Below are 23940 nucleotides of genomic sequence, written 5' to 3'. Positions count from 1 at the left end.
CGTGTATTCACAAGCATGAACCCATAGCCGTCGATGGGCAAGCGGCAGCGCAAATGGACATCGGGCGATCGGGTGGGACCTGTGACAGCGCGCAGCCAATTGGGTTCTGCGTGGCTGTCGGTTGCGAAAGTTCCCTCTTGGTTCGGTCTTCCTGCTATCGTGAAGATAAGGAGACGGACCCTTGAGCGAGAATCGTAAGCTAGCCGCAATTCTAGCTGCGGATGTGGTCGGATATAGCCGGCTCGCGAGCGCGGACGAAGATCGTACATTGGCGAGGTTGCGGGCACTGCGCAGCGACCTGATCGATCCGATCATCGCAGTGCACCACGGCCGGGTGATCAAGCGCACTGGCGATGGGGCGCTGGTTGAGTTCCGCAGTGTGGTGGATGCCGTGCGATGCGCCATAGAGGTTCAGAATGGTATGGTTGAGCGCAATGCCGGCGTGCCGCAAGACCGCCGTATCGAGTTCAGGATCGGCATCCATCTGGGAGATGTGGTCGAAGAAAGCGACGGCGACCTGATGGGCGACGGCGTCAACATCGCCTCGCGTTTGGAGGGACTCGCGGCGGCCGGCGCCATCTGCCTGTCCGAGGATGCCTATCGCCAGGTCAAGGCCAGGCTCGACCTCTCCGTCAGCGATCTCGGCAGCACACAGCTCAAGAACATCGCCGAGCCGATCCGGGTCTATTCGCTCCAAGTTGGCAGCGCCGGGACCGCCATCCCGGAAAGCGCAACTAGCCGGCCGGCTGCGGCAGTGCCGCCGAAGCTGTCGATCGCCGTGCTGCCGTTCGCCAACATGAGCGGTGACGCCGAACAGGACTACTTCGCCGACGGCATCTCCGAGGATATCATCACGGCCCTGTCCAAACTGTCGCAGCTCTTCGTCATCGCACGCAATTCGTCGTTCACCTTCAAGGGCCAGAACGTCGGTGTGCAGGAGGTGGGCACGAAACTCGGCGTGCGGTATGTTCTTGAGGGTAGCGTACGCAAGTCGGGGAACCGGGTCCGCATCACCGCGCAGCTCATCGACGCAACCTCGGGCGGCCATCTTTGGGCGGAGCGGTTCGATCGCGACCTGACCGACATATTCGCCGTGCAGGACGACGTGACGCAACAGATCGTCGGCGCGCTGGCGCTTAATCTGACCGCGGGTGATCGGCAGCGGCTGGCTACCGAGTACCCGCGCAACACGGAGGCGTATGACTATTTCCTGCGGGGCAGGGAGCTGTGGCACCGGCTGACGAGGGAGACGAACGTCGCGGCTCGCGACCTCTTGCAACGTGCCATCGAACTTGACCCGAAATTTGCCTCTGCCCATGCATTCCTGGCCCTTACCCACGGCATCGATTACCTGAACCGGTGGGGTGCGTCGCCCCCGGAATCGATGGCGCAAGCCGAAGAGGCCGCAACGCGAGCGGTAATGCTGGATGGCAGCGATCCCTGGGCGCACTGGGCGCTTGCTATTGTCAAGCTGTACACACGGCGACACGATGGGGCCATCGACGAGGCCGAGTGCGCGCTAGTCCTCAATCCGAACTTCGCCGAAGCGCACGTTGCCCTCGGAGAGGCGTTGTACTATTCGGGCAGATCCGAAGACGCCGTCGAGAGTTTTGCCCGGGGGAAAACCTTGAATCCATATTTCCCGGATGTGCTTCTCCACTTTCAGGCTTTGGCCTTGTTTCAACTTGGAAGGTACGAAGAGGCCGCTGACCTCTTGATGCAACGGCTGGCTCGCAACGCTGTCACCGACGTCTCGCGGGCGCTTCTGGCCGCCAGCTACGGCCATCTGGGCCGTTTCGCCGAGGCCCAGGCGGCATGGCAGGAGGTGCTTCGCGTCAATCCTGACTATTCGCTGGAATACCGTCGCAAAGTCCTGCCCTACAAGAACCCTGCCGATTTCGAACTCATGGTGGAGGGGCTCCGCAAGGCCGGTATAGAGCAATGACAGGTGAGGCCATGCGGCGGGATCAGACGCTGTAGGCTTGGCCGATCTTGCGCCATCGCGCGTTTTCGCGAATCAGTTTCAGGTTGTCGGTGGCCTCGGCAAATGTCCGCGAACGGTATTGCCGGAGCAGGTCCGCGAAGAGCGCCCCTTCCGGCAGGCCGGCAAGCTGCTCGCGGACCGAAATCTTTTCGTCGATGACCCGGGTGCCCCAAGCATTTTCCCTTACCTGCAGCTCCGCAGCCAGATCACGCTCTTCCGATGCGGTTTCGTCCAACGCAGCTAGGAGGATCGAGTGGAAAAGCGCTACATAGCCAATCTGTCTCAGGCCGCCGACAACCCGCACCCGCGGCAAGATGGCGAGAACCAGGAACGTCAGGAACAAGTTCGGCAGCAGCACGCCGTCCAGCAACGCCTGCCTAAGATGTGGCCGCTCGAACGGGATGGAAAGACCATGCGGCTTGTCAGGCTCGATCAGGTTCCCGTTCTCAAGAACGAGCTTGCGCACGCGCTCCTCGCGGATGCCCCAGAAATAGTCCGTGGCATTGGGGAGGAACCTGCCGAATGGACCCGATGCCGCCTCTTGCAAGGCATGTTCGAGGCGCCGGCGTCTTGCGGGTTCGATGAGCAGCCTGGAAAGAAGACTGCCGTCATGTTGTAGATGCCGCGCCATGGCGGCCGCGGCGAGCCGATCATCGATGAAAACCGGCAGGGCCATGCCGGAGCGATCCCAATTGGCGACCAGATCCTCGTTCAGCGCTGTTATGGCATCGGCGGCGGTTCCAAAGACCTTATCCTGGTGGGCAAGCAGTGTACCTAGCCAGCGGCTGGCATCCGTTTCATCGCCCACCGCTTCGAGCGCGCGCTTGTTGAGGGAGACGGGACCGGCCGCGCAGGCGCTTTTGCGGCACAGCTTGTGGCGCCCCATGCCAAACAGGTTGACCTTGTCGTCACCGACATGGACCCATCCGGGCCCCTCCCGGCCAATTGTCTCCATGGTCATCGTCGTTCCCATGAAGCCGACGAAGGCTGACAGCTCGTTTTCGACCGCGCCGAGCCAGGCAAACAGGAGGGAATCGAAGGTGATCCGATCCATCAGAAGCAGGCAGTGCAGACCGGACTGGATCACCGGTCTGTACTCGAACTCATCGAGGGTCTTGCCGATCTCCTCAGGCTGCATAATTACACCGAGGCGCTGATGCAGGACTTCGCGCAGCATCGAGCGGGCAGCGATCGCCGGGCCCGATACGGGCCTTGCCACCGGGCGCCACAGCTGGCGGGCGTAGTCGGAAACCGGCGCATTCCAGTTCTGCTCGATGTCACGCACGACTTCCGGGCAGAGCAGCGACAGCACAGCCAGAATTTCCGCCGGAGGCGCAGGGGTTGGATCAAAGACGTCGGTCATCGGTCCCGTCTAACCGCTTGCGGGGCAAACGCCAAGTGAGAGCGGATCCGGCACGAATTGTCTACGTCAACGCCATAAACTGGGTCGTGAGAGATGATGCAATGAGCCTCAGATTGCGTGTTGTCGCTGTCCCGGCACTCCGAGGATACCTGCTGTCGACCGCGCTCGTGTCGCCGGCACGTTGATAAAAGCGGATCTTAGAACCGCAGCCGGGCCATGCTCAGGAGGTCGTGGTACTGCCCGTCGGTAAAACCGGCTTTCACATGCCGTCCTTCGACCTCGAAGCCATGGCTTGTGTAGAGGCGGATGGCCGGTTCGTTGTCGGCATAGACGCTCAATTCGACCCGCTTCAGGGCGCGCCAGTTGTCGGCCACGTCAAGCAGCGCGCCAAGTATGGCCGAGCCGATGCCCCTGCCGACAAAGCCATCGTCAAGGCCGATATTGATTTCGCCGATATGCGAACGGCGCGGCGAGCTTTGCACGACCAGACTGCCATGGCCGACGACCTTGCCGTCCAATTCGGCGACGATCCAGGTGGTTTCCTGGCCGGACTTGGCTATGCGCCGCTCAACCTGGTCCACCGTCTCGAAGGGCATCCTCAACGTGCCCCAGCGGAAGCCCGGCATGTTGAAGATCGCGCAAAGCGCCTCGGCATCGCTTCCCCGGACGGCCCGGACCTGCGGATGGATCTTCTCGGATGGAGAGGTCGTGCTGGTCATGGCTTTCCTGGCGATGCAATCGGCCCTACACGATGCACCGGACGTCACCTGAAAATCCAGCCGTCTCTGCCGCCTATGCTGTCGATTGCGAACCAAAATACCGAGAGGCGGTGTAGAGTTTTAAGGCGCCGCTGATGCCGATCCAGCCGAAAAGGGCGAGCCAGCTCCATGTCGCGGCCGCCGTCCAGTCGATCCGGTGCACCGCGCCGTCGGTGATGACGAGGCCAAGGATGGAAAGCAGGCCGACCAGAAATTGCGCCAAGCCTAGCACCAGCAATTCTTCGCGCGGGGCGCTTTTCCAAATAAGGTAGGTCCCGCCAGCTCCGGCGAGGAAGATGGCGCTGTAGACCTGGGCGTGGAAGGGATCGACCGTCCATGGCCAGGTGCTGCTGACCATAGCGGGAAACAGCAACATGCCCAAGCCATAGAGCCCAAGGACCGCCGTTTCCGCCAACATGTAGCTGCGCCATGCCGGGCTCGGGGTCACGCCATTTGCTGACTGGCGGGCCCTGGCCCGCCACAGGAACAGCCCCGATATCGCGACCGAACCAAGATAGACCACAAACCAGAGCCAGGCCGCTTTTCGCTCGAAGTTGAAATAGCCGAGATTGATCAACGAAACCGCCGACACTATGAGGGTGAAGATGAACGCCATTACCAGCACGAGCCTGCCCGGCGACCAGCGATTCCAGAATAAGAGCGCCGCCATCACTGCCATTTCGGCGGTGTAGAAGCCGCCGAGAAAGCGGGCACTGAACGGCGTGACGGGCCAGGGCCAGCGCGGCTTGACCAGCGCAGGCGCGAAAAACAGGCCGGCGCCGACGATGAGGACGATAATGACCCCTGCCGAGAAAAGCCGTAGCGCCGCGGGAAGTGGCGGGTTGTTGGATGCCGGCACGGGAGAATGCCCCAAAGATGAATGCCCCATGCTCCCACCCTAGCGCCCCTTGCGGCCGGTGAAAATCCGCCGCATGCAAATTGAGCTGTCATCAGATCTATCCATTCGAATGGCCGTGCGATCCCTTTCGACGTAAGATGGGGTGCGCGGACCGAAGCCCGGTCCGGCCAATACGCCTCGGGGCGCATTTTCCGGAGCCTGCACGATGACCGAAGCTCAGGATCTGTTCTCACTTCTGCGGCAATCGACCGATGTCGATCCGCAGGCAATCGATGCGATCCGGCGAACCATCGCCGAGGGCAAGGACCGCGAGCTTTGCCGCATCAATGCGCTGGCCTTCGCCAGCAAGAATGGCGTCGACGAGGAACGCACCATCAGCGCCTTTCTGCATGCGGCGCGGGTGGGCATCTTCGACATCTCCTGGAATGTTCTGTGCCCCGGCTGCGGCGGCGTGCTCGACACCAACGCCACGCTGAAAACCATGCAGAAGGACGAATACACCTGCGCGCTGTGCTCCGAGGGCTATTCGCCAACCCTCGACGAGATGGTCGAGGTGACATTCACCGTCAGTCCACGCATACGCAAGATTGCCGCCCACACTCCACACGAACTGCCGTTGGTGGAATATTTCCGCCAGATCTACTTAGCGTCCGGCGCCGATCTGCCGGAAGAAGATTTGGCGGAGAAGATGGAAGCGTTCGCGCTGGAGGATATCGAGCTTGCGCCCGGTGAAAAGGCGGTTCTGCCCATACAGCTTCCGCCTGAATTCGTCATCGTGTTCGAGCCGGTCACGCATTCAGCGCAGTTCATCGATGCTAAGGGCGAACCAACAAAGGAGCGCCGAAGCCTCTCCTTGGTTTTCGACCGCGACCATGTCCAGAACCAGACGTTGGAGATGCAACCAGGCCCTTTGCGCATTTCCCTGGAAAACAGGACCGACACCCGCGTGCTGCCGACGGTCTTCATCGCAGGCCACGCACTGCATGATTTCCTGGGCAAGCGCCGGCCCTTCCTGACTGCCAAGCGCTTGCTCACCAACCAGACGTTTCGCGATCTCTATCGCACGGACACGCTCGATATCAACCAGCGGCTGAAGATCACCAGTCTGACCTTCCTGTTCACCGACCTGCGCGGATCGACCGAGCTTTACGAGCGGGTGGGCGATCTGTCAGCCTTCGATCTGGTGCGCGAGCATTTCCAGGTGCTGCACGAGATCGTCGCGGCCGAGGCGGGCGCGGTGGTGAAGACGATCGGTGATGCGGTGATGGCGACCTTCGCGACACCTGATCGTGCGGTGGCCGCGGCCCTCAGGATGCGCGATGCCATGCGTGGGCTCAATGAAAAAAGCGGCCGCGAGGATCTGCTGCTCAAGATCGGAGTCCATGCCGGCCCTTGCATCGCCGTGTCCATGAACGAGCGGCAGGACTATTTTGGCCAGACGGTCAACATTGCTTCACGGGTCCAGAACCTCGCCAACGCACAGGCGATCTTCGCCACCCGCGCGGTGGTCGACGACAATCTCACCGCCGATCTGTTGCGCAGGAACGCGCTGACGCCCGTGCCTCACGAAGTCTCGCTGCGCGGCATTGAGCGGGAGATCGCGGTATATACAATTCCCTGAGGAATTTTAGAGCAATTCCTGGACAAGCGTAAAACGGTTTCCCGGGAGAATGGCTACGATTTCGCTTGGCAATTGCGTTAAAACAAGAAGCTGGAGCAGCGTTCCCGTGAAGCGCTCTCGGCTGCTCACAAGCGCTTGCAGAGGAAATAACGATCGGCAGGCTCCGACGTCGGCGCCGGAAGGCGCTGCAGCAGCGGGTGATCGAGCGGCGTGCCACTGACCGCGAAGCCGCCAACGCGAAGCAGGCTCGCAATCAGATCGGGAAGCCAGGTAGCGGTCACTGCATCGCGATCATCATAACCCGTGCCGATGTCGGCATGAACAAGGGCGGCTTCGATGCCGATGAACTTGCGGCCCGTTTCCCGTATTTCGCCGAGCACGAGGTTTTCAGCTTCGGGAATCGAGCTGGCGTGTGCGCCGACTTCGCGGTCAAACACCACGATCCGGCGCCCGGGCAGGCGTTCGCGCAGATGGTGGAACGTCCGGCCATTGCCGAGGCCAAGCTCGAGCACCAGCCCTTCCATCTTCGCCACCTCGGGGCAGACGTAATCGAGAATGTCACGCTGTGCGGTCATCCTGCTGATGAAATTCTCGAGACGACTCATATGCTTTGTGTGTCCTCAACCAGATCAAGAGATCGGTAATGCCCGTGATTAAACCCCGATCGCGCCTCGCCGCATATAGAGGCCGACGATGGACACTGCAACCACCAAACAGGCTGCCGACGAGGGTCGTACCGGGTAGACTTGGCGGCCCGGCGGGCGTCGGAATAGGCGATGTCATTTGTATGGGTCTGCCGCGTCCCGCAAGCCGTCGCCAAGGAAGTTGAACGCCAAGATGACGAGAACAACGGGCAACATCGGCAAAAGCAGCCATGGATAGAACGCGATCACGCTGACGCTGCGCGCCTCGGTTAGCAGGATGCCCCAACTGGTTGTCGGTGGCCTCAGGCCCAGCCCAAGGAAGCTCAGCGCCGTCTCGCCCAGGATCATGCCGGGTATGGAGATCGTCGCCGTCGCGATCAAATGCGACATGAAGCCGGGAATGAGGTGCCGCCGGATAATGCGGCTGCTGCTGGCGCCCATCAATTGCGCGGCCAGAACGTAGTCCTCCTCGCGTAAAGCCAGAAGCTTTGAACGCACGGCACGCGCCAGCCCGGTCCAGTGGAGCAGCCCGAGGATGACGGTGATGCCGAAATAGATCAGGATTGGACTCCAGGTTATCGGCATGATCGCCGCCAGAGCCAGCCATAGCGGTATGCTGGGGATCGATTGCAGAACTTCGATTATCCGTTGAACGATCAGGTCGAAGATACCGCCGTGATACCCAGCCAGTCCGCCTATGACAATGCCGAGCAGGAAGCTGAAACTGATGCCGACAAGGCCGATTGTCAGTGAAATGCGTGCGCCATAGATGATACGCGAGAGCACATCGCGCCCCAGCCTGTCGGTGCCGGCCAGAAAGAGCTGGCCGTTTTCGGCAGGACAGAAAAAATGCCTGTCACCTTCGACGAGGCCCCAGAACCGATAACTGTCGCCCTTGCAGAAGAAGCGAATCCGCTGAACATCATCCAGTTCGTCGATGTAGTTGCGCTTGAGTGTGTCCATATCCAGCGTCATCTGGCGACCATAGACGAATGGCCCGACAAGCTGGCCGTTGTGGAACAGGTGTACCCGCTGCGGCGGCGAATAGATGTAGTCCATGTTGCGCGTGTGTAGATTGTAGGGCGCCAGGAATTCGCAGATCAGTATCCCGAAATAGAGCGCTGCCAGAAATATGCCGGATGCAAGGGCAAGCCGGTGCCGGCGGAATTTCCACCACATCAGCCGCAACTGCGACGCCTGAAAGACCTTCGACTGCTCCGCCGTCATCGCCTCGACAGACTGCAGGTCAAAGGGCGCGATGGAAACATAGTGTTGCAGTGGGGCACCCGGAGCGGGCAGGGGCGATTGCTTGTTCATTTGGTGCTGCCGCCCTGCAAGCGAATTCGTGGATCAAGCAGCGCCAGCGCCAGGTCGGAAATCAGAACACCGATCACGGTCAAAAAGGCAAGGAACATCAGGAAAGACCCTGCCAAATACATATCCTGGCTTTGCAGCGCTCTGATCAGCATCGGGCCCGTCGTTTCCAAAGATAGCACTATCGCGGTGATTTCGGCACCGGAGATGATGGCCGGCAGGATAGAGCCGATGTCGGAAATGAAGAAATTTAGCGCCATGCGCAGCGGATATTTGACGAGCGCCCTGAAGGGATGAAGGCCTTTGGCGCGCGCGGTCACGACATATTGCTTGTGAAGCTCATCGAGCAGATTGGCGCGCAGCCGCCGGATCATGCTTGCCGTGCCACCGGTGCCGATGATCAAGACCGGGATCCACAGATGGGCGAGGATGGACTTCGCCTTGGCCCAGCTCATCGGCTCACTGAGATATTGCGGGTCCATGAGATGACCGATGGAGGTGCCGAACCAGATATTGGCGAAATACATCAGGATCAGCGCCAGCATGAAATTCGGAATGGCCAAGCCGAGAAGCCCGAACAGAGTAAGGCCGTAGTCGCCCCAACTGTATTGATGTGTGGCGGAGTACATGCCGATCGGAAAGGCGATGAGCCAGGTGAAGATGATCGTGACGAAGGAAACCAGCACGGTCAGCCACATTCGGTCCCCGACGACGTCGCGAACCGGCAGCTCATATTCGAAGGAATAGCCGAAATCGCCGTGCAGCATCCCGCCGACCCAGTAGAAGTAGCGAATGACCGGCGGCTGGTCGAAACCATATTCCTTGCGCATCATTTGGATGCGGTCGGAATCTACCGCTTCGCCCTGGGCCCGAAGCTCGGAAACATAGCTGTCGAAGTAGTCGCCCGGGGGAAGCTCGATGATCGTGAACACCAGCGCCGATATGATCAGCAGCGTTGGTACCATCACAGCGATGCGCCAGACAATATATCGAAACACGCTCAGGACTCTCCAAGCCAGAATGTATCGGGCATGTAGACACCGAAATAGGCGGTCGGGTCATAGCCGTAGAGCGCCTTGTCAGGCAGATTGCGCAGCCGTGAGGACGCCAGAACCGGCTGATGCGTTCCATTCACCGTGCCGATCGAAAACACCTGATCGGTATAGATCGACAGCATTGAATTCCAGATCTCGGCGCGCTCCGCGGCCTCGGTCGATGCGTTCCAGCGCTTGAGCAGAGCCATCAACTCGACCACAGGCGGAAGATCGGGCGCCTCACCGAGCGTGCCACGAGACAGGTAGTGAGCGCCCCACAGCGGCCATTGCAGCTGGTCGTCGATGGTGGGGGCCAACTGGTACGGATTCATGTCGGAGGTCGGCACGCCATTGTCGATGCCCGACCACATTGACATCATGATCTGGCCGCCAAGCGCGCGGCTGCGGAAGATGTCGCGCTGCGAAGTCCGGACGAACAGGGCGATGCCGATCTGGCGCCAGTGATCGGTGATGAGTTCGAGCGCGTCGGTTTCCAGCGTGCTTTCGCCGGCCGTTTCCACTATGATCTGCGCCGGGCGTCCATCGGGAAGTACACGCAGACCATCATCGTCGCGTTTTTGAAGCCCGACCTCGTCGAGCAGCGCGTTGGCTTGGTCGGGATCATGGGCGACCCAGGCCTTCGCGAATTCCGGCCGGTAGAGCGGGCTCTCCGGCAGAACCGTATCGGCACTTTCCCGCGCTAATCCGTAGAATACAGCCAAATTGATCTCCCGCCTGTCCACAGCGAGGGAAAGGGCGCGGCGCACGCGCACGTCACGAAAAAGGCTACGCCATACCTGGTCGGCACAATTCAGATTGGGCAGCAGCGCCAGCCGGGAACCCTGTGTGCGTTTCCAGAGATGCATCTTCACCGGGTAACGCTTCTCCGTATCCTTCAGGAACGAGTAATCAGCGAAGTCGATGCCCATGCTTTGCAGGTCGCTCTCACCCGCACCAGTCTTGGCGGAAATGATCGCCGACGAGCTGACATTCAAGACAAACTGGTCAACATAGGGCAACTGCCTGCCATTCTCATCTATTCTATGAAAGAACGGGTTTCGCTCGAAGATGAACTGCTCAGCCGGCGGCTTGGTCCGGTTCTGCCAGGGATCGAGCGTCGGCAACTCCGGGTTCTCCGGGCGATACTGCCGCGACATGCGGATATGCAGGAGCGTCCATTTCTGGACCCGATTCTCCGTCATTAGGCCGGCGAGCCGGAACGGATCTTGGTATTTCTTGTGGAACTGCTTGAGATAGGCGGCTGGCAGAACAAGCGATAGCGGCGAGGCAGCAGCGAGCTTGGGCAGGAAGTCGGGATTTGGCGCCTCCCAACTGTAGCGGACCGTCAACGGGTCGACGATCTCGAAGCGTGGCGGCTTGCCATCTGCCATCAGGCCCGGAGCAAGCCCGCCTGGCGAAAGCTCATCGTTCAGCCAGACATCTTCCCAGCAATAGCGGAAATCTTCCGACGTCAACAGGCTGCCGTCAGACCATTTATGTCCTTCCCGCATCTTGAATGTGAAGACACGATCATGCGCTACGTCGAAACTTTCGAGGATGTCGGGTTGCATGTTAAGCTTTTCGTCATAGCCGACCAGGCGAGCATAGCCATAGATCGTCATTATCCGGATATCTTTCTGGCTGCCGATGATCGTGCGCAGCGTGCCGCCATACTGGCCGGGCTGCCGGCCCATCGCAGCCAGATTCAATACGCGCGGGCTCTTGGGCAGGCGTTCGGCGAGTGCCGGCAGCGCCCTGGCCTTCAGCTGCGGCTGAAGAAACTCCGGCTCCAGATCGCCTGCGCGTAACGTGCCCGGCACAAATGCCGAAGCCATGAGCCCAAGGACGGTGCGCCGGCTGATCAAGGCCGTAGCTCGCTGACATGGGCCGAACGTCGGGCCAGCACGAGGTGGCCGCCGCCTAGGTCGAGCGGCGACAGCACATCCTCGTCGCCCTCGTCGCGGAATTGGGGTCCCCATGCGCTCCTGTCGGAAGCACCGCTGAGCTTCAGCGTCTTGAAATCCATCGGCCTGTCGAGATCGGGAAACGGCACTGCGGCGACCAGTGAGCGCGTGTAGGGATGGACCGGTTTCCTGAGCAGAATTTCGCGCGGGGCAAGCTCGACGATACGCCCACCGCACATCACCGCGATGCGGTCTGCCATGTAGTCCACCACAGCGAGGTTGTGGGAGATGAATAGGTAAGTCAGGCCCAGTTCCTTCTGCAGGTCCTTCAGGAGGTTCAGAATCTGCGCCTGGACAGAGACATCGAGCGCCGAAACCGGCTCGTCGCAGATCAGCAGTTCAGGCCCCAGCGCCAACGCGCGCGCGATGCCGATACGCTGCCGCTGCCCACCGGAGAAACTGTGCGGATAACGCTTGATGAAACGCGGATCGAGCCCGATTGCTTGCATAAGGCTCTTCACGGTGGCTAGTCGGGACGCGGCATTGCCTCGTTGATGGATTTCCAACGGCTCGCTCAAAATGTTCTCCACCGTCATGCGAGGTGAAAGCGATGAAACCGGATCCTGAAAGACCATCTGGATTTTCGCGCGCAGCAGGCGCAGGGCGCCTCTGTCGCCTCCCAACACATCGATCGGTCCATCGCGGCCATTGAAAAGCACAGAGCCGCCGCTAGGCGTGACAGCTCGCATGAGCATCTTGCTGACGGTGGTTTTGCCGGAGCCGCTTTCGCCGACCAGACCCAGGCACTCACCCCGCATGATATCGAAGCTCACGCCGTCCACGGCGCGAACAGGCGTTTGATGATCGCCGCCGAACCATCCCGACTTGCGGATGGTGAAGGTTTTTGTCAGATCCCTGACCGATAGCAGGATGTCGTGCGGCCCCTTCGATGCCGGCGCCGTCTGTTTGCCAAGCAGGTTCTCGACATTCACCGGCACCTCGCGCAGCGCCTTTAGCCGTTCACCAGGCTTCAGGTCGAAATGCGGAACGGCTGCCATAAGGCCCTTCAGGTAAGGGTGACCTGGCCGGCGGAATATCGCCTCGACAGGTCCCGCTTCCATGATCTCGCCATGATAAATGACGACCACCTCGTCGGCGACATTCGCGACCACGCCCAGATCGTGGGTGATCAGCAGCATCGCCATATTCAGCTTGCTCTGAAGCTCGCGCAACAATTGCAGGATTTGCGCCTGGATGGTGACGTCCAACGCCGTCGTCGGCTCGTCGGCGATCAACAGGGCGGGCCGGCAGATAAGCGCCATGGCGATCATGGCGCGCTGACGCAATCCTCCCGAAAGTTCAAACGGATACATGTCATAGGCGCGCTTGGGATCGGGAAAGCCGACGAGGCTGAGCATTTCCTCGGTCCGCGCCCTGCGCTCTGCCCGAGGCATGGGCGTGTGGATCTGCAGGGATTCGCTGACCTGGTTGCCGATCGTGTGCAGCGGCGAAAGCGATGTCATCGGCTCCTGAAAGATCTTGCCGATGCGGCTGCCTCTCAACGCCCGGATTTCGGGTCCATCGCGCGGCATCTGCAGGATATCCTGTGTCGTGCCGGGCTTTTCAGGATCGGAAAATAGGATACGGCCACGAACATGGGCTGTGTTCGGCAAAATGCCCATCACTGCCTGGCTGAGAACCGATTTTCCGGAACCGGACTCGCCGACAAGCGCGGTAACCTTGCCGGGAAGGACGCGAAAATTTGCCCGCCTGACGGCATGCAAGGGTCCCCCGATAATGGCAAAAGAGATGCCAACATCTTCGACCCGCAGTAGATCAACGCCCGAATTCATGCTTACACCGGCCCAGTTTGCCGGCCTGCCGGGCGGCAGACCAGAATGCGAGACTAGCGTATTGCAGGCTTAGAGCAACTTGGATTCGAAACGGTTGCCGGTGGCGAATCGGGCGACCGGACATCAACAAGGCGTTCGGATCAGATAGGGGCGGGCTACTGGAGCTTCCTCGGGTCGCCCGGCGACAGCCGTGCGGCATCGCGATGAAGCAGCATGACCTGCTCTGCCTCCGATCTCCGGTCGTAAATCGCCTCCAGCGCACCCTCTTCATCGACTGCGAGAGCGCCCGACAGATCGGGTGAAAGCACCGTCAGCTTCTGCTTGAGCCCCGCCAGTTCCTCGCTGCCGAGCGTCAGCCAGCTGTTGGCGCCGCAATAGCTCGCGAAGTCCTTGCTGGCGAGAACGCGGTGCGGGTATTTCTTGGTCAGAGTCTGGAGACGCTGGACCTCGTTTACAGCCGAGCCAAACACAGAGAATGTGAGCCGGTCGGTAAGCCCGACATTGCCGAACATCACGTTGCCGACATGCAGGCCGATGCCAAATTTTATGTCGGACAACCCTTTTTCCTTTCGTCGCAGATTGAGCTCCATCATGCGCGCGGTGGCCTTGTGCGCTGCCGCCAGAGCCGCCTGGCAGGCGATCTCGGACTGCGAGCGATGCCTTTCGCAAGGATAGACGGCAATGAAGCCATCCCCTATGAAACTCATGATCTGCCCGCCTTTGCGATTGAAAGGTGCAGCAATGGCGTCGAAAAACTGGTTCAGCGTGTCGATGTAGATTTCGCGGCCCGAAGTTTCGGCAAGCCGTGTCGACCCGCGCATATCGGCCATGACCAGTGCGGCCCGGATTGTGTCGCCCTCGCCGCGCTTGATCTGGCCGTCCAGCACGCGTCTGCCGGCGTCGCCGCCGAGATAAGTGGTCATCATGTTGTCGGCCAGCTTGGTAAGCACCGCCATTTTGGTTGCGATGGCGAGATGGTTTTGGATACGCAGCAGCGCCGAAATCATGCTGTCGCTGAAACCTGAAGCACTGTCGGTCGACCAGGACCCGATCATGCCCTGACTGGTATTGCCGTTGAAGGGATGGACGAAAGCCATATAATCGGTCACGCCCATAAGCCTGAGTTCATCGAAGACAGGAAATTCCGAGGGGACCGACGGGTCGAGACGACGCCGCAGATGGTCGAGCTTGTTGCTGAGCAGATGGTAGTATGGGCTGGTCAGGAACCTGTCGGAATGAACGCCGTCCTTTTTGCGGAAGCCTTCCACTTCCATGCCCTGGCCGCGAAGCCAGGTGAAGCCAAGCGCGTCATAGAGCGGATGAAGCATCGAAAAGCTCAAATGCACCCGCTTCAGCGGCAGGCCGGCAGCAGCCAGCCGCTCGCAAAATCCCTTTACCAATGTTTCCAGTTCGTCGCCCGCCAGCGCCGACTGAGTAAGCCAGTCGGCAACCTTATCCATGAGAATTGTGGAAATTTCTGCTCGCGCCATGCTCATACCACCTCGAAACCCGTCGAATTCGATCCGCCATAACACAGTCCGCCGGAGACCCAAAGATACCCCAGGTCAACGCTCGCGTGCGGCGGCAAAGGCGAAGGAATTCCCGAATGACTGTCGTTGCAACCAAGGAACAGGCTTAACCGCATTCATGCCTTGCGGCGTTATGTGGCGAAGCTGCGGCCGGAGTGCAATCACGTTCCTGACATTCGCAAAAAGTTGCCGGCTGGGGCGCTGTCAGGCCTTCACCACCGTCTCTCGGAGCAGCCCGAGACGCCCAAAAACATTGCGTGTGTCGACGATCAGAAGGGCATGATCAGCAATGGCCTGATAGTCGATCGCGTCATGGTCGGTTGCAACGACGACAGCATCGAAATCCTTCACCGCCGCCTCGGTCAACTCGACCGAACGGCGCCCCCTGATGGCCATATGCTCTCGTGTGGTCGGGATCTCGGGAACATGCGGATCGTGGAATTCCGCCTTGCCGCCCCATTCCTCGATGAGTTCGATGAGCCGCAATGAGGGGCTTTCGCGGATGTCGGGCACATTCTTCTTGTAGGCGAGCCCGATGATGAGAATGCGCGAGCGGCTGAGCGCCTTGCCGCAGCGCCGGTCCAGCGCTTTGGCCAGTTCATCGACCACGTGACGCGGCATAGCCGTGTTGATCTCTGCCGCCAGCTCGATGAAGCGGGTCGGCAGTTCATATTCGCGCGCCTTCCACGTCAGGTAGAAGGGATCGATTGGAACGCAGTGCCCGCCCAATCCGGGGCCAGGATAAAAAGGCATGTAGCCGAAGGGCTTGCTCTTGGCCGCCTCGACCACCTCCCAGATGTCGATTCCCATCGCGCCGAGCACAACCTTCAATTCGTTTACGAGGGCTATGTTGACTGAACGGAAGATATTTTCCGTCAGCTTGACTGCCTCGGCGGTCGCCGTGCTGGAAACCGGAACGACGGTTTTGACCACCCCTTGGTAGAAGGCCTGCACGAGCGTCGCCGCTTCAACGCCGTCACCTGCCACGACCTTGGGGATCGTCGCGACTTCAAAGTTGCGGTTGCCGGGATCCTCGCGTTCGGGCGAGAAGCCAAGAAAGAAGTCTATCTTCGACCGCAAGCCGGTTTCTTCCAGTATGGGCTTGATTACATCGTCGGTGGTGCCGGGATAGGTGGTAGATTCCAGCACGACGAGGTGGCCGAGACGCAGATGCTTTGCGATGATGCCAGTCGTGTTCCTGACAAAGGAGAGGTCCGGCTCACGGTTCTTCGTCAGCGGTGTCGGAACGCAGATGATGATGATGTCGCAGGTTGACAGTTCGGCAAAATCCGCCGTGGCGCGGAACCGTCCACTCGCCACGTGGCCGGCAAGGGCAGTCGACGTCACCGCCTCAATGTAGGATTGGCCGCTGTTCAGGCTCTCGACCTTCTGGGCTTCGATGTCGAAACCGAAAACGGGGAAGCCGGCGCGTGCTACCGCAATTGCCAGCGGCAACCCCACATAGCCCAATCCGATCACGCCGACTTGCGCGGCCTGGGTCGAGATACGGTTCAGCAGACGGTCATATGCCGAAGATCGTGAAGCGCCCAAATCTGCTTTCCCGTTAATTGGGACAGGATGGCCGGTGCCATGCGCGGCTTACCAGTCCCACAGAACCATGGCCGAGGCATATTGCGGAAAGTGGATTCTCGCAAGCTGTCATCAGACCGGCAACTTTGCCTTCAGGTTCGCGGCAGCCATCGCATAGCCGCCGGCGGCACCATCTATGAAATGAACGTGATCGCGGTGCAGCGGCGAGGCGACGAGGCATGTCATCAACGCCGATTTCTGGCGGTGCAGGCCATAGTTGCAGACGCCCGCCTCTTCCGCCTGTTTCAGCCGGTTCTCTATCCGTTGCAACACATCAGCGTCAACGTCGATGGTCATCTTCAAGCCGTCGTCGAATTTCCGGAAATCCGAATTGCTGGCCACGTCGCGTTTGTAGATCTTCGGATCGAAACTGCCGATGGTCCAGCCATATCTATCGGTGACGGCCGTAAGCGCCATCAGGAACACTATCCACAGCTTCGACAGCCACCGCCGTCCCACCGGCGCCGTGGCCCGCGCCTCGATATCGAGGCCGGCGGGCAGCAAGCTGTAACTCGGCCCGTTCACCGGCACCGGGTGACCATCGCGTTCCTGTCTGCCGGCAATGGCGATGATGTCGGATGCCAGAAACTGAAAACCGCGCAGATCTCGCGACGAACCCGGAGTGGCTATGATCGAGACGATTTCGCCATGACGGGTTTCGATCGGGTTCCAGCGGCAGGACAGACCGGTCAGATCCGGCCGTGCGCCGGCCGGAGCAGGATCGATGCGGTAGCGCCCCGCTTTCATCTCGGCTTCCGCCCAACTGCCGCCACCGCCGGCGAACATGGTATAGAAGACCGCATCGGATGCTTGGAACCTTGCCACGCGAACGTCGAGGCCTTGCGCTCGAATATCCTTTATCGGCACGATTGCGGCACGCAGGGTTAGGTCCAGTTCGTCCGCCACCCATCTCTGGACAGCCGCCAGCGCCTTGCGGGTGGGCTCCATCGCCGAGCCGGGAAAGGCGACGAGCGCCCCGTCGCCGCCGAAGACAAAGGGAAGGTCTTGCCGACCCAGCGCGTTGAGGAGGGCCGAAATGACACTGGCGCCGGCCATATTGACCGTTTTGTAGCGTCCCGTCTCGATCGCCTTGGTCGAGCCGACAATGTCGGCGGTGGCCAGCGCCCAACCATCGGGGAGGGGGCGATAGTTGTCGATGTCGGCAACGCTTTCGAATTTTGCGAAGGCGGGCAGAGAAGCGACAAACGAGTCCGAGGCGGCAGCTGTTTCCATGAGCATCAGATAGCACATTCCACTGCTTGGAGGTGCAGTCGATGATGCTTGGAAATTTGACTTGCGCATGCTTTCCGATGATAGGGTCGCGCAATGCGAATTGCCTTCTACGCGCCGCTGAAGTCGCCCAACCATCCCGTTGTCTCCGGCGATCGCCAGATGGCACGGATGCTGGTCCAGGCGCTGCAGCATGGCGGGCATAGCGTCGAACTGGCATCGGAGTTGCGCTTCTATCTACACCAGCCGGAGCCGAAAAGTTTCGATGCGCTCAAGATCGAGGCCGCAGACGAAGCCGCGAGACTGACAAGGCTTTGGGACCGTGACGGCAAGCCCGATCTCTGGTTTTCCTATCATCCCTACTACAAGGCGCCCGACCTGATCGGGCCCGCGCTGGCTTCGGCCTTTGCTGTCCCCTATGTGACGGCGGAAGCCTCCTATTCCAGGCGACGCAACGCCGGCTTGTGGGCCGATAGCCAGGCGCTGGTGGCGCGAGCCATCGAACAGGCGGCACTGAACATCTGCTTCACCCAAAGGGATCGTCAGGGACTGGCGGATGCCATTCCTGGCGCAGCTTTCGGCATGCTTTCACCCTTCATCGACACATCGGCATTCCACGAAATGCCTGCACTGGATTATCCGACGCGCCTCGTCACCGTCGCTATGATGCGCCCGGGCGACAAGGTCTTGAGCTATCGCATGCTGGCGCAAGCGCTCGGGTCGATCGGCCACCTGCCCTGGACCCTGTCGGTCGTCGGCGACGGACCTGCCCGTGACGAGGTCAAGGCGCAATTCGCCGGCTTGTCCGCCGACCGTATCGAATGGCTTGGCGCGATTGAGCCGGCAGCCGTGCGGGATGTCCTCTACACCAAGGGAATCTACGTCTGGCCGGGTTACGGCGAGGCCTATGGCGTTGCCTATCTTGAAGCACAGGCCGCCGGCCTTCCGGTGGTGGCCCAGGACATTGCCGGCGTGCCGGAGGTCGTGCGGGATGGCCAGACCGGGTTTCTCACCCCGCCGCGAGATGTGGCGGCGTTCGCTTCCGCCATTGAAAGGCTTCTGACCGGCGCCGACGAAAGAACCATCATGGCTGCACAAGCCAGACGTTTCGTTCTCGAAGAACGCTCCCTCGGTGGCGCGGCGGCGCGTCTGGCCGAACTTCTCAAGAAGATCCCGGTGTCATGACATCCGACCCGATCTGGCAGCCCCTGGTGGAGGAGCTGGCGCGCCGGCAACGGGCGGGCCGCAAGGCGGAGTTCTGGCTGCGCGACGATGACGCCGTGGATCCGACGCTGGCGCTCGATCGGTTGCTCGACCTCACCGGTGACTTCGCGGTTTCGGTCACCCTGGCCGTCATTCCGGCCCTGACCAACGAAAAGCTTGTCGTCCGGCTTGACCAGGCGCCGCATGCCACCGTTGCCGTCCATGGCTGGGCGCACCGAAATCATGCCCCCGACGGCGAGAAGAAGCAGGAGCTCGGCGCGCATCGGCCACGCGAGGTGGTGCTCGACGACCTGGGTCGCGGGCTGTCGCGCGTAACCGGCCTGCACGCCGCACGTGCCGTTCCGATGCTCGTGCCACCCTGGAACAGGATCGACGCCGGCGTGGTATCCGATCTTGGATCGACAGGATTTACGGCATTGTCGGTCTTCGGGCCGCCGAAGCCGGCTGCCCTGGCGGTCATCAACAGCAATGTCGACATCATGGATTGGCATGGCACGCGCGGCTGCCGCGATCATGGCCTGTTGGTTCAGGCCATCGTCGCGCAATTGCAGCGTGCGTTCGACGGCGGCGAACCGGTCGGCCTACTCACCCACCACCTCGTCCATGATGAATCGGCCTGGCTTTTCCTCGAACGGTTGTTCGAGATCACCACACGGACCGAAGCCTGCGCATGGCTTCCGATCAAGACATTGATCGGGCGCGGCGCCGCTAAAGCTGTTCCAGGAAAAGGGTAAGCGGAGGAATGTACCTCAGCGCTTTTTGTGCACCGAGACTGGAAATTTGAGCGTCTGGCCATCCCGTGCGGCAAAAGCGCCGGCAAACCTGTCTTTGGCCAGTCTCTCCATCCCGTCCAGCTCATCGTCGGTGCGTGACGGATCGTGGTGAAACAGCGCAAGTCCGCGCGCACCGGCAGCTTCACAGAGCTTGACGCCCTGTTGCCACGTCGAGTGCCCGTTACCGCGGTAGCGCTCCATTTCCTCCTCGGTGTAGGTGCAATCGTAGATGACGAGGTCGGCATCTTCGATCAGCTGAAGCACCGCCTGGTCGAGTTCGCCCGGCTCGTGCTCGGTGTCCGTGATCACCGCTACGACGCGGCCGCGCCATTCGACCCGGTAGCCTATGCAGCCACCCGGATGTGTAAGACTACCGGTTCGCACCACCACCCCTTCGCGCGGACGAAGCACGTCGCCGGATGCGAAATCGCGGCAGTCGAGGCTCGCCCTGCAGACACCGAGTGTCACCGGAAACCATGGCGGCCGAATGAATTCATCGACCATCTGCCGCGTCGTCATGCGTCCAGCGAGATGCCCGGACCAAAGCGTAACTTTGATGCCCCGTTCATACATAGGCTTGAAAGCCGGCAGCCCGATGATGTGATCGTAGTGGCAATGAGTGAAAAACAGATCGAAATCGGTCACGCCCGACGCCCGAAGCGCCTTGCCGGCGGGCCGCAGGCCGGAGCCCGCGTCGAACAGAAGCGTATGTTCGCCGCACCGCATCTCGATGCAGATCGTGTTGCCGCCATAGCGAGCGAATTCTGGCCCCGACACCGCGATGCTGCCGCGTACGCCCCAAAACCTGACCAGGAAAATGTCGTCGTCCATGTACGCCCTAGGCGGTTCGCGCGTCGATCAGGTCCGCGGTCGTACTGCTTAGCCGCTCGGCCAGCACCCGCAATATCTCGATGGTCATTTCCGGAAACTCCTTCATAAGCCTCAGGAAATGGTCCTTGCGAATTCTCAAGGCTTCCAATTGGCTTGCTGCCCTGACGGTGGCCGTGCGGGAGCTGTTGCACAATATGGCGATCTCGCCAACGATCGAATTTGGCATCAATTCGGCGACTTTTATCGGTCCGTTGTCGGAATCGACCAGAATATCCGCCCTGCCTGAAAGGATGACATAGGCGGCGTCCGCCTCGTCGCCCTGCCGGAAAAGGATCTCGCCGGCACCGTAATTCACGCGATCGGATGTGAACGCGAGCAGCTTGAGCTTTGCCGGCTCGATGCCGGAGAACAAGGGAACGCGTTGCAGCATTCCAACTTCATCCTTGAGCAGCATTGTCGCAAACCTTCCCACAATTCGCGTCTGTCAGACTATGACAGAAGTTCCTTGAAGATACCGTTTCCTGCCAAAAGTGTCTCGTGTGTTCCGTCTTCCACCAATTGACCCGCATCGAAGACGATAACGCGATCGAACATCGTCGCCATTGCCGGATTCGTCACCACCCATACAATGGCCGGCGAATGGTCGTCGCGTCTGGCTTCCTCAAGCACGTTTCGCAGCACCTTTTCCTGCACCCGCTGTTCCAGCGCCGACAGCGGCCGGTTGAGAATGAGAAAATCGGGACGCTTGAGCAAGGCGCGGGCAATATCGAGCTTCTGTCGCTGTCCGCCGGTCAGGCGCCTGCCGGCGGCGCCGACATTGAAATCGAGGCCGACATCCAGAAGCTCGGCATAAAGCCCCAACTCGTCGAGAATGTCATAGACGATGGAGCGTATGCGGTCAGGCGCGTCGGGATGATTGCTGCCCACACGCCCGAACAGGACATTGTCCATGACCGTGGCCGCGGCAATGTATTTGGCAGGATCGTAGCGTTCGATGGCGTCCTGCAGCTCGGCCGGCAGGTTTTCGTAGAACTGGTTGCGTGCAGCGACGATCTTGCCCATCAGCTCGTCGGTCAGCAGGCCGAAGCGATGCCGGGGCTCGATATAGGCAAAGCTTAACGTGACCATCATGGCGCGGTCGTTCTCCGAAACCGCATCGTAGGGACGATTCTTGAGCCGTTGCAGCAAGGTTTCGTAGGCGGGTATCTCCTCGGCGCTCATGAAGGCGAGCTGCTGGAAAAACTGGTGTTCCGGCGGCAGGTCGGCAAACAGCTCGATCGCCTGTTCGGCGATCTCCATGCCCATTTCGTAGAGGGTGCGGTCGAGGCCGGCTTGCTTCAGCACGGAAGCAAAATAGGGATTGGCCGCCAGTGCCTTGTGAGCCAGCTCGGGGCCGGCGGCGGCGCCGAAGAGCAGGTTCTGGCCGATCGTCGCTTCCTTGTTGTAGGCGCCCGGTTCGAAAGGAACCACCAGCGCGCTCAGCCCTTCTTCTTCCAGCCGTGTTCGCAGCGCCGCACGCAGTTCGACGATCCTTTCGGCAAGCTTGGTGTGGCGCGTGAGGTCGGCCGAAGAGCGCAAGCCAAGATCCAGAATGTCGCGCGACAGAAGAACCGCGTCGAGCACCCGGCGCACCGCTTCGAAGAGGTCGTGCGGGCCGGTAGCGCCGGCGGAGGCATAGTTGATCCAGTCGCTGCGAATATCGAGATCCGGATTGCCCGACCGGCGCGCCTCGTCGATGTTCCAACGGTGTTGGTCCGCCGCGGCGCCGTCATAACTCACCGCTGTCAGCGGCGCATGCTTCAACCCGTAGAGCAGGTTGTCGCGGAGGCTTGCCTGAAACAGGAAAACATCCGACGAGGCATAGGACATGCGCCGGCCGGTTACGGCTTCGGGGAGATCAAGCAGGTCGTCGCTGCCCGAAGCGACCCTTCCGCTGTCCGGCCAGTTCAGCCGCGCGAAAGCTTCCGCAAGCGCCTCCGCTCCGCCTGTTGCGGTGCTGACCAGTGCCACCGTCTCGCCCGGCTTGACCTCGAGCGAGATGCGATTGAGGAGCATGGCGCCGCCGTCGTCGGCTATGGACAGGCTGATCGCCGACAGCGGCTTGGTCATCGGAGCGGGATCGTCGATCGTCAATGCCCCGATATCAGGCGCGATGATATCCTCGACGGTGAATTGTTCAACGACCTGCTGATATTTGACCTGGACATCCTGCCGATCCTGATCCCAGTCGATCAGTTCCTTCATCGGTCCGGGCAGGTCCTTATAAGCGCCGATCACGGCCACGAGCTGGCCGACATCCAGCCGCCCCTGGATGACCAGATACCCACCGATCATGTAGAAGAGAAAGGGCGTGAGCTGCGCGAGAAAATTGTTGAGGAACTTTACCATGAATTTCCATTGGTAAAGATCGAAGCGGATTTTGAAGATGAGTCCGAGCCGCGCAGCTATGTCGGCGCGCTCGTAATTTGACGTGTCGTGGACGTGAACCGCGCCGATGCCGTCGACGATTTCGCCAACCCGGCCCGAAAGCGCGCGCGCCGTCAACTGCCGTTGACGCCCGAGCACGAGCAGCCGCCGCCGCATCCGCGGGATGAGCACGATCTGGATCGCCACGATCACGACCGCTATCATTCCGAGCCAGACGTTCTGGACCATGATGAACAGCATGGCCGTCAGCGCCTGGCCGCCGAGCAGCACCGGCTGCAGGAAGGCATCGCCGATGAAGCCGCCCAGCGGCTCCACCTCGTCCTTCACCATGGTCGCCACTTCGGCGGATTTCACCCGCTTGAAGTAAACCGGCGGAAACCGCAGCACACGATCGACCAGATCGAAGCGGATACGCCGCAGCATGCGTTCGCCGAGGCGGCCCTTGTAGGTATTGATGTAGAGTTTGAACAGGCCGTTGATGACGACCAGCAAGAGGAACACGATGCTGAGCGCGAGCAGCGTCGCCGTGCGGTCGAGCTGAAAACCGGAGAAGAACTGCACCTCGCCAATGAACGGCAGGTTGTAGTGCAGCCGCATGAACGGCAGCGTCGCGCCCGGTTGCTCGAAGCCCTTGCCCTGGATCGGGCCGTTGACGATCAGCTTCGGCAGGTCGAACGACATGAAATACGGGATCATCGAAAGCACGACGATCATCAAGATCCAGAGCTGCTGCTTCCTGGTGTGCGTCCAGATATAGCGGGCTAGGCTGGGTTCCATATGCGACTGTCAGTTTGAAGGATGCAGGATGTGAAGGCACCTGGCAAATGATGTATCTGCAACGTCTTCGCCGCCAACGACAAGCTCGAAGCAGCGAGCCAGGCGAATGGGCGCCGATGGTCCGGACAGATGCAATCGGCCTCCTCCGCCACCGGCCAATGGCGGAACGGCTTGCGGCACAGTTGCGTCCGCAAGTCGAACAGCCTTGCGTGAGGCAAGATTGCG

18 protein-coding genes are annotated in these 23940 nt (G+C 60.6%); 4 read left to right on the top strand and 14 right to left on the bottom strand.

The genetic code is table 11. The features are described from left to right. Positions 1–181: 181 nt before the first annotated feature. The gene (locus tag AC0NIH_RS29670; RefSeq protein ID WP_473468447.1) at positions 182–1945 is read left to right on the top strand and encodes an adenylate/guanylate cyclase domain-containing protein; all 1764 of its coding nucleotides are present in this window, start codon (positions 182–184) and stop codon (positions 1943–1945) included. A 22-nt stretch (positions 1946–1967) separates the two neighbouring features. Here the strand turns inward: AC0NIH_RS29670 and AC0NIH_RS29665 are convergent, their stop codons facing one another. The 3 genes from AC0NIH_RS29665 to AC0NIH_RS29655 form a co-directional block, all read right to left on the bottom strand. After that, on the bottom strand, positions 1968–3347 hold the full coding sequence (locus tag AC0NIH_RS29665) for a hypothetical protein (protein WP_473468450.1): 1380 nt from the start codon (positions 3345–3347) through the stop codon (positions 1968–1970). A 197-nt stretch (positions 3348–3544) separates the two neighbouring features. Beyond that, positions 3545–4066 (bottom strand): GNAT family N-acetyltransferase, encoded by a 522-nt coding sequence (locus AC0NIH_RS29660; protein ID WP_473468452.1) that lies wholly within the window; start codon positions 4064–4066, stop codon positions 3545–3547. A gap of 73 nt (positions 4067–4139) precedes the next feature. Then, the gene (locus tag AC0NIH_RS29655) at positions 4140–4964 is read right to left on the bottom strand and encodes a hypothetical protein (RefSeq protein ID WP_473468453.1); all 825 of its coding nucleotides are present in this window, start codon (positions 4962–4964) and stop codon (positions 4140–4142) included. Between the two features lie 205 nt (positions 4965–5169). Here AC0NIH_RS29655 and AC0NIH_RS29650 point away from each other — a divergent pair, with 205 nt between their 5' ends. After that, entirely contained in the window at positions 5170–6585 is a 1416-nt protein-coding gene (locus AC0NIH_RS29650) for an adenylate/guanylate cyclase domain-containing protein (RefSeq protein WP_023767399.1), read from the top strand. 125 nt (positions 6586–6710) lie between these two features. Here the strand turns inward: AC0NIH_RS29650 and AC0NIH_RS29645 are convergent, their stop codons facing one another. From AC0NIH_RS29645 to AC0NIH_RS29610, 8 genes are all read right to left on the bottom strand, one after another. Further along, a complete protein-coding gene (locus AC0NIH_RS29645) occupies positions 6711–7190 on the bottom strand; it encodes a class I SAM-dependent methyltransferase (RefSeq protein ID WP_023767398.1) in 480 nt (159 codons plus the stop codon). A gap of 174 nt (positions 7191–7364) precedes the next feature. Further along, positions 7365–8546 (bottom strand): ABC transporter permease, encoded by a 1182-nt coding sequence (locus AC0NIH_RS29640; protein WP_224689990.1) that lies wholly within the window; start codon positions 8544–8546, stop codon positions 7365–7367. Beyond that, positions 8543–9541: an ABC transporter permease gene (locus AC0NIH_RS29635; RefSeq protein WP_023767396.1), complete on the bottom strand. Its 999-nt coding sequence runs from the start codon at positions 9539–9541 to the stop codon at positions 8543–8545. Before AC0NIH_RS29635 ends, AC0NIH_RS29640 begins: the two co-directional genes overlap by 4 nt. Positions 9542–9543: 2 nt before the next feature. After that, complete coding sequence (locus AC0NIH_RS29630) at positions 9544–11412, bottom strand: ABC transporter substrate-binding protein (protein WP_473468456.1); 1869 nt, start codon at positions 11410–11412, stop codon at positions 9544–9546. 26 nt (positions 11413–11438) lie between these two features. After that, on the bottom strand, positions 11439–13334 hold the full coding sequence (locus tag AC0NIH_RS29625) for an ABC transporter ATP-binding protein (protein ID WP_473468459.1): 1896 nt from the start codon (positions 13332–13334) through the stop codon (positions 11439–11441). 155 nt (positions 13335–13489) lie between these two features. Beyond that, positions 13490–14830 carry an adenylate/guanylate cyclase domain-containing protein gene (locus tag AC0NIH_RS29620; protein WP_287275833.1) on the bottom strand — a complete coding sequence of 447 codons (1341 nt, stop codon included), beginning with the start codon at positions 14828–14830 and terminating at the stop codon, positions 13490–13492. 237 nt (positions 14831–15067) lie between these two features. Then, positions 15068–16414, bottom strand: coding sequence for a nucleotide sugar dehydrogenase (locus tag AC0NIH_RS29615; protein WP_473468460.1), 1347 nt, complete (start codon positions 16412–16414; stop codon positions 15068–15070). A 111-nt stretch (positions 16415–16525) separates the two neighbouring features. Then, positions 16526–17704, bottom strand: a complete 1179-nt coding sequence (locus AC0NIH_RS29610) for a DUF3095 domain-containing protein (protein ID WP_473468477.1) — start codon at positions 17702–17704, stop codon at positions 16526–16528. Between the two features lie 75 nt (positions 17705–17779). Here AC0NIH_RS29610 and AC0NIH_RS29605 point away from each other — a divergent pair, with 75 nt between their 5' ends. After that, positions 17780–18868 carry a glycosyltransferase family 4 protein gene (locus AC0NIH_RS29605; protein WP_473468462.1) on the top strand — a complete coding sequence of 363 codons (1089 nt, stop codon included), beginning with the start codon at positions 17780–17782 and terminating at the stop codon, positions 18866–18868. Then, a complete protein-coding gene (locus tag AC0NIH_RS29600) occupies positions 18865–19641 on the top strand; it encodes a polysaccharide deacetylase family protein (RefSeq protein ID WP_473468463.1) in 777 nt (258 codons plus the stop codon). Before AC0NIH_RS29605 ends, AC0NIH_RS29600 begins: the two co-directional genes overlap by 4 nt. A gap of 15 nt (positions 19642–19656) precedes the next feature. Here AC0NIH_RS29600 and AC0NIH_RS29595 read toward each other — a convergent pair whose 3' ends face one another. From AC0NIH_RS29595 to AC0NIH_RS29585, 3 genes are read right to left on the bottom strand one after another with little or no spacing between them, the layout of a single operon-like run. Continuing rightward, positions 19657–20511, bottom strand: coding sequence for an MBL fold metallo-hydrolase (locus AC0NIH_RS29595; RefSeq protein ID WP_473468465.1), 855 nt, complete (start codon positions 20509–20511; stop codon positions 19657–19659). 7 nt (positions 20512–20518) lie between these two features. Then, the gene (locus AC0NIH_RS29590) at positions 20519–20965 is read right to left on the bottom strand and encodes a cyclic nucleotide-binding domain-containing protein (protein WP_023767387.1); all 447 of its coding nucleotides are present in this window, start codon (positions 20963–20965) and stop codon (positions 20519–20521) included. Positions 20966–21000: 35 nt separating this feature from the next. Then, positions 21001–23715, bottom strand: a complete 2715-nt coding sequence (locus tag AC0NIH_RS29585; RefSeq protein WP_473468467.1) for an ABC transporter transmembrane domain-containing protein — start codon at positions 23713–23715, stop codon at positions 21001–21003. Positions 23716–23940 lie beyond the last annotated feature (225 nt).

Source organism: Mesorhizobium sp. WSM1386 (assembly GCF_055901595.1).
The sequence above is the reverse complement of the archived record's forward strand: the minus strand, read 5'-3'. Positions and strand labels throughout refer to the sequence as shown.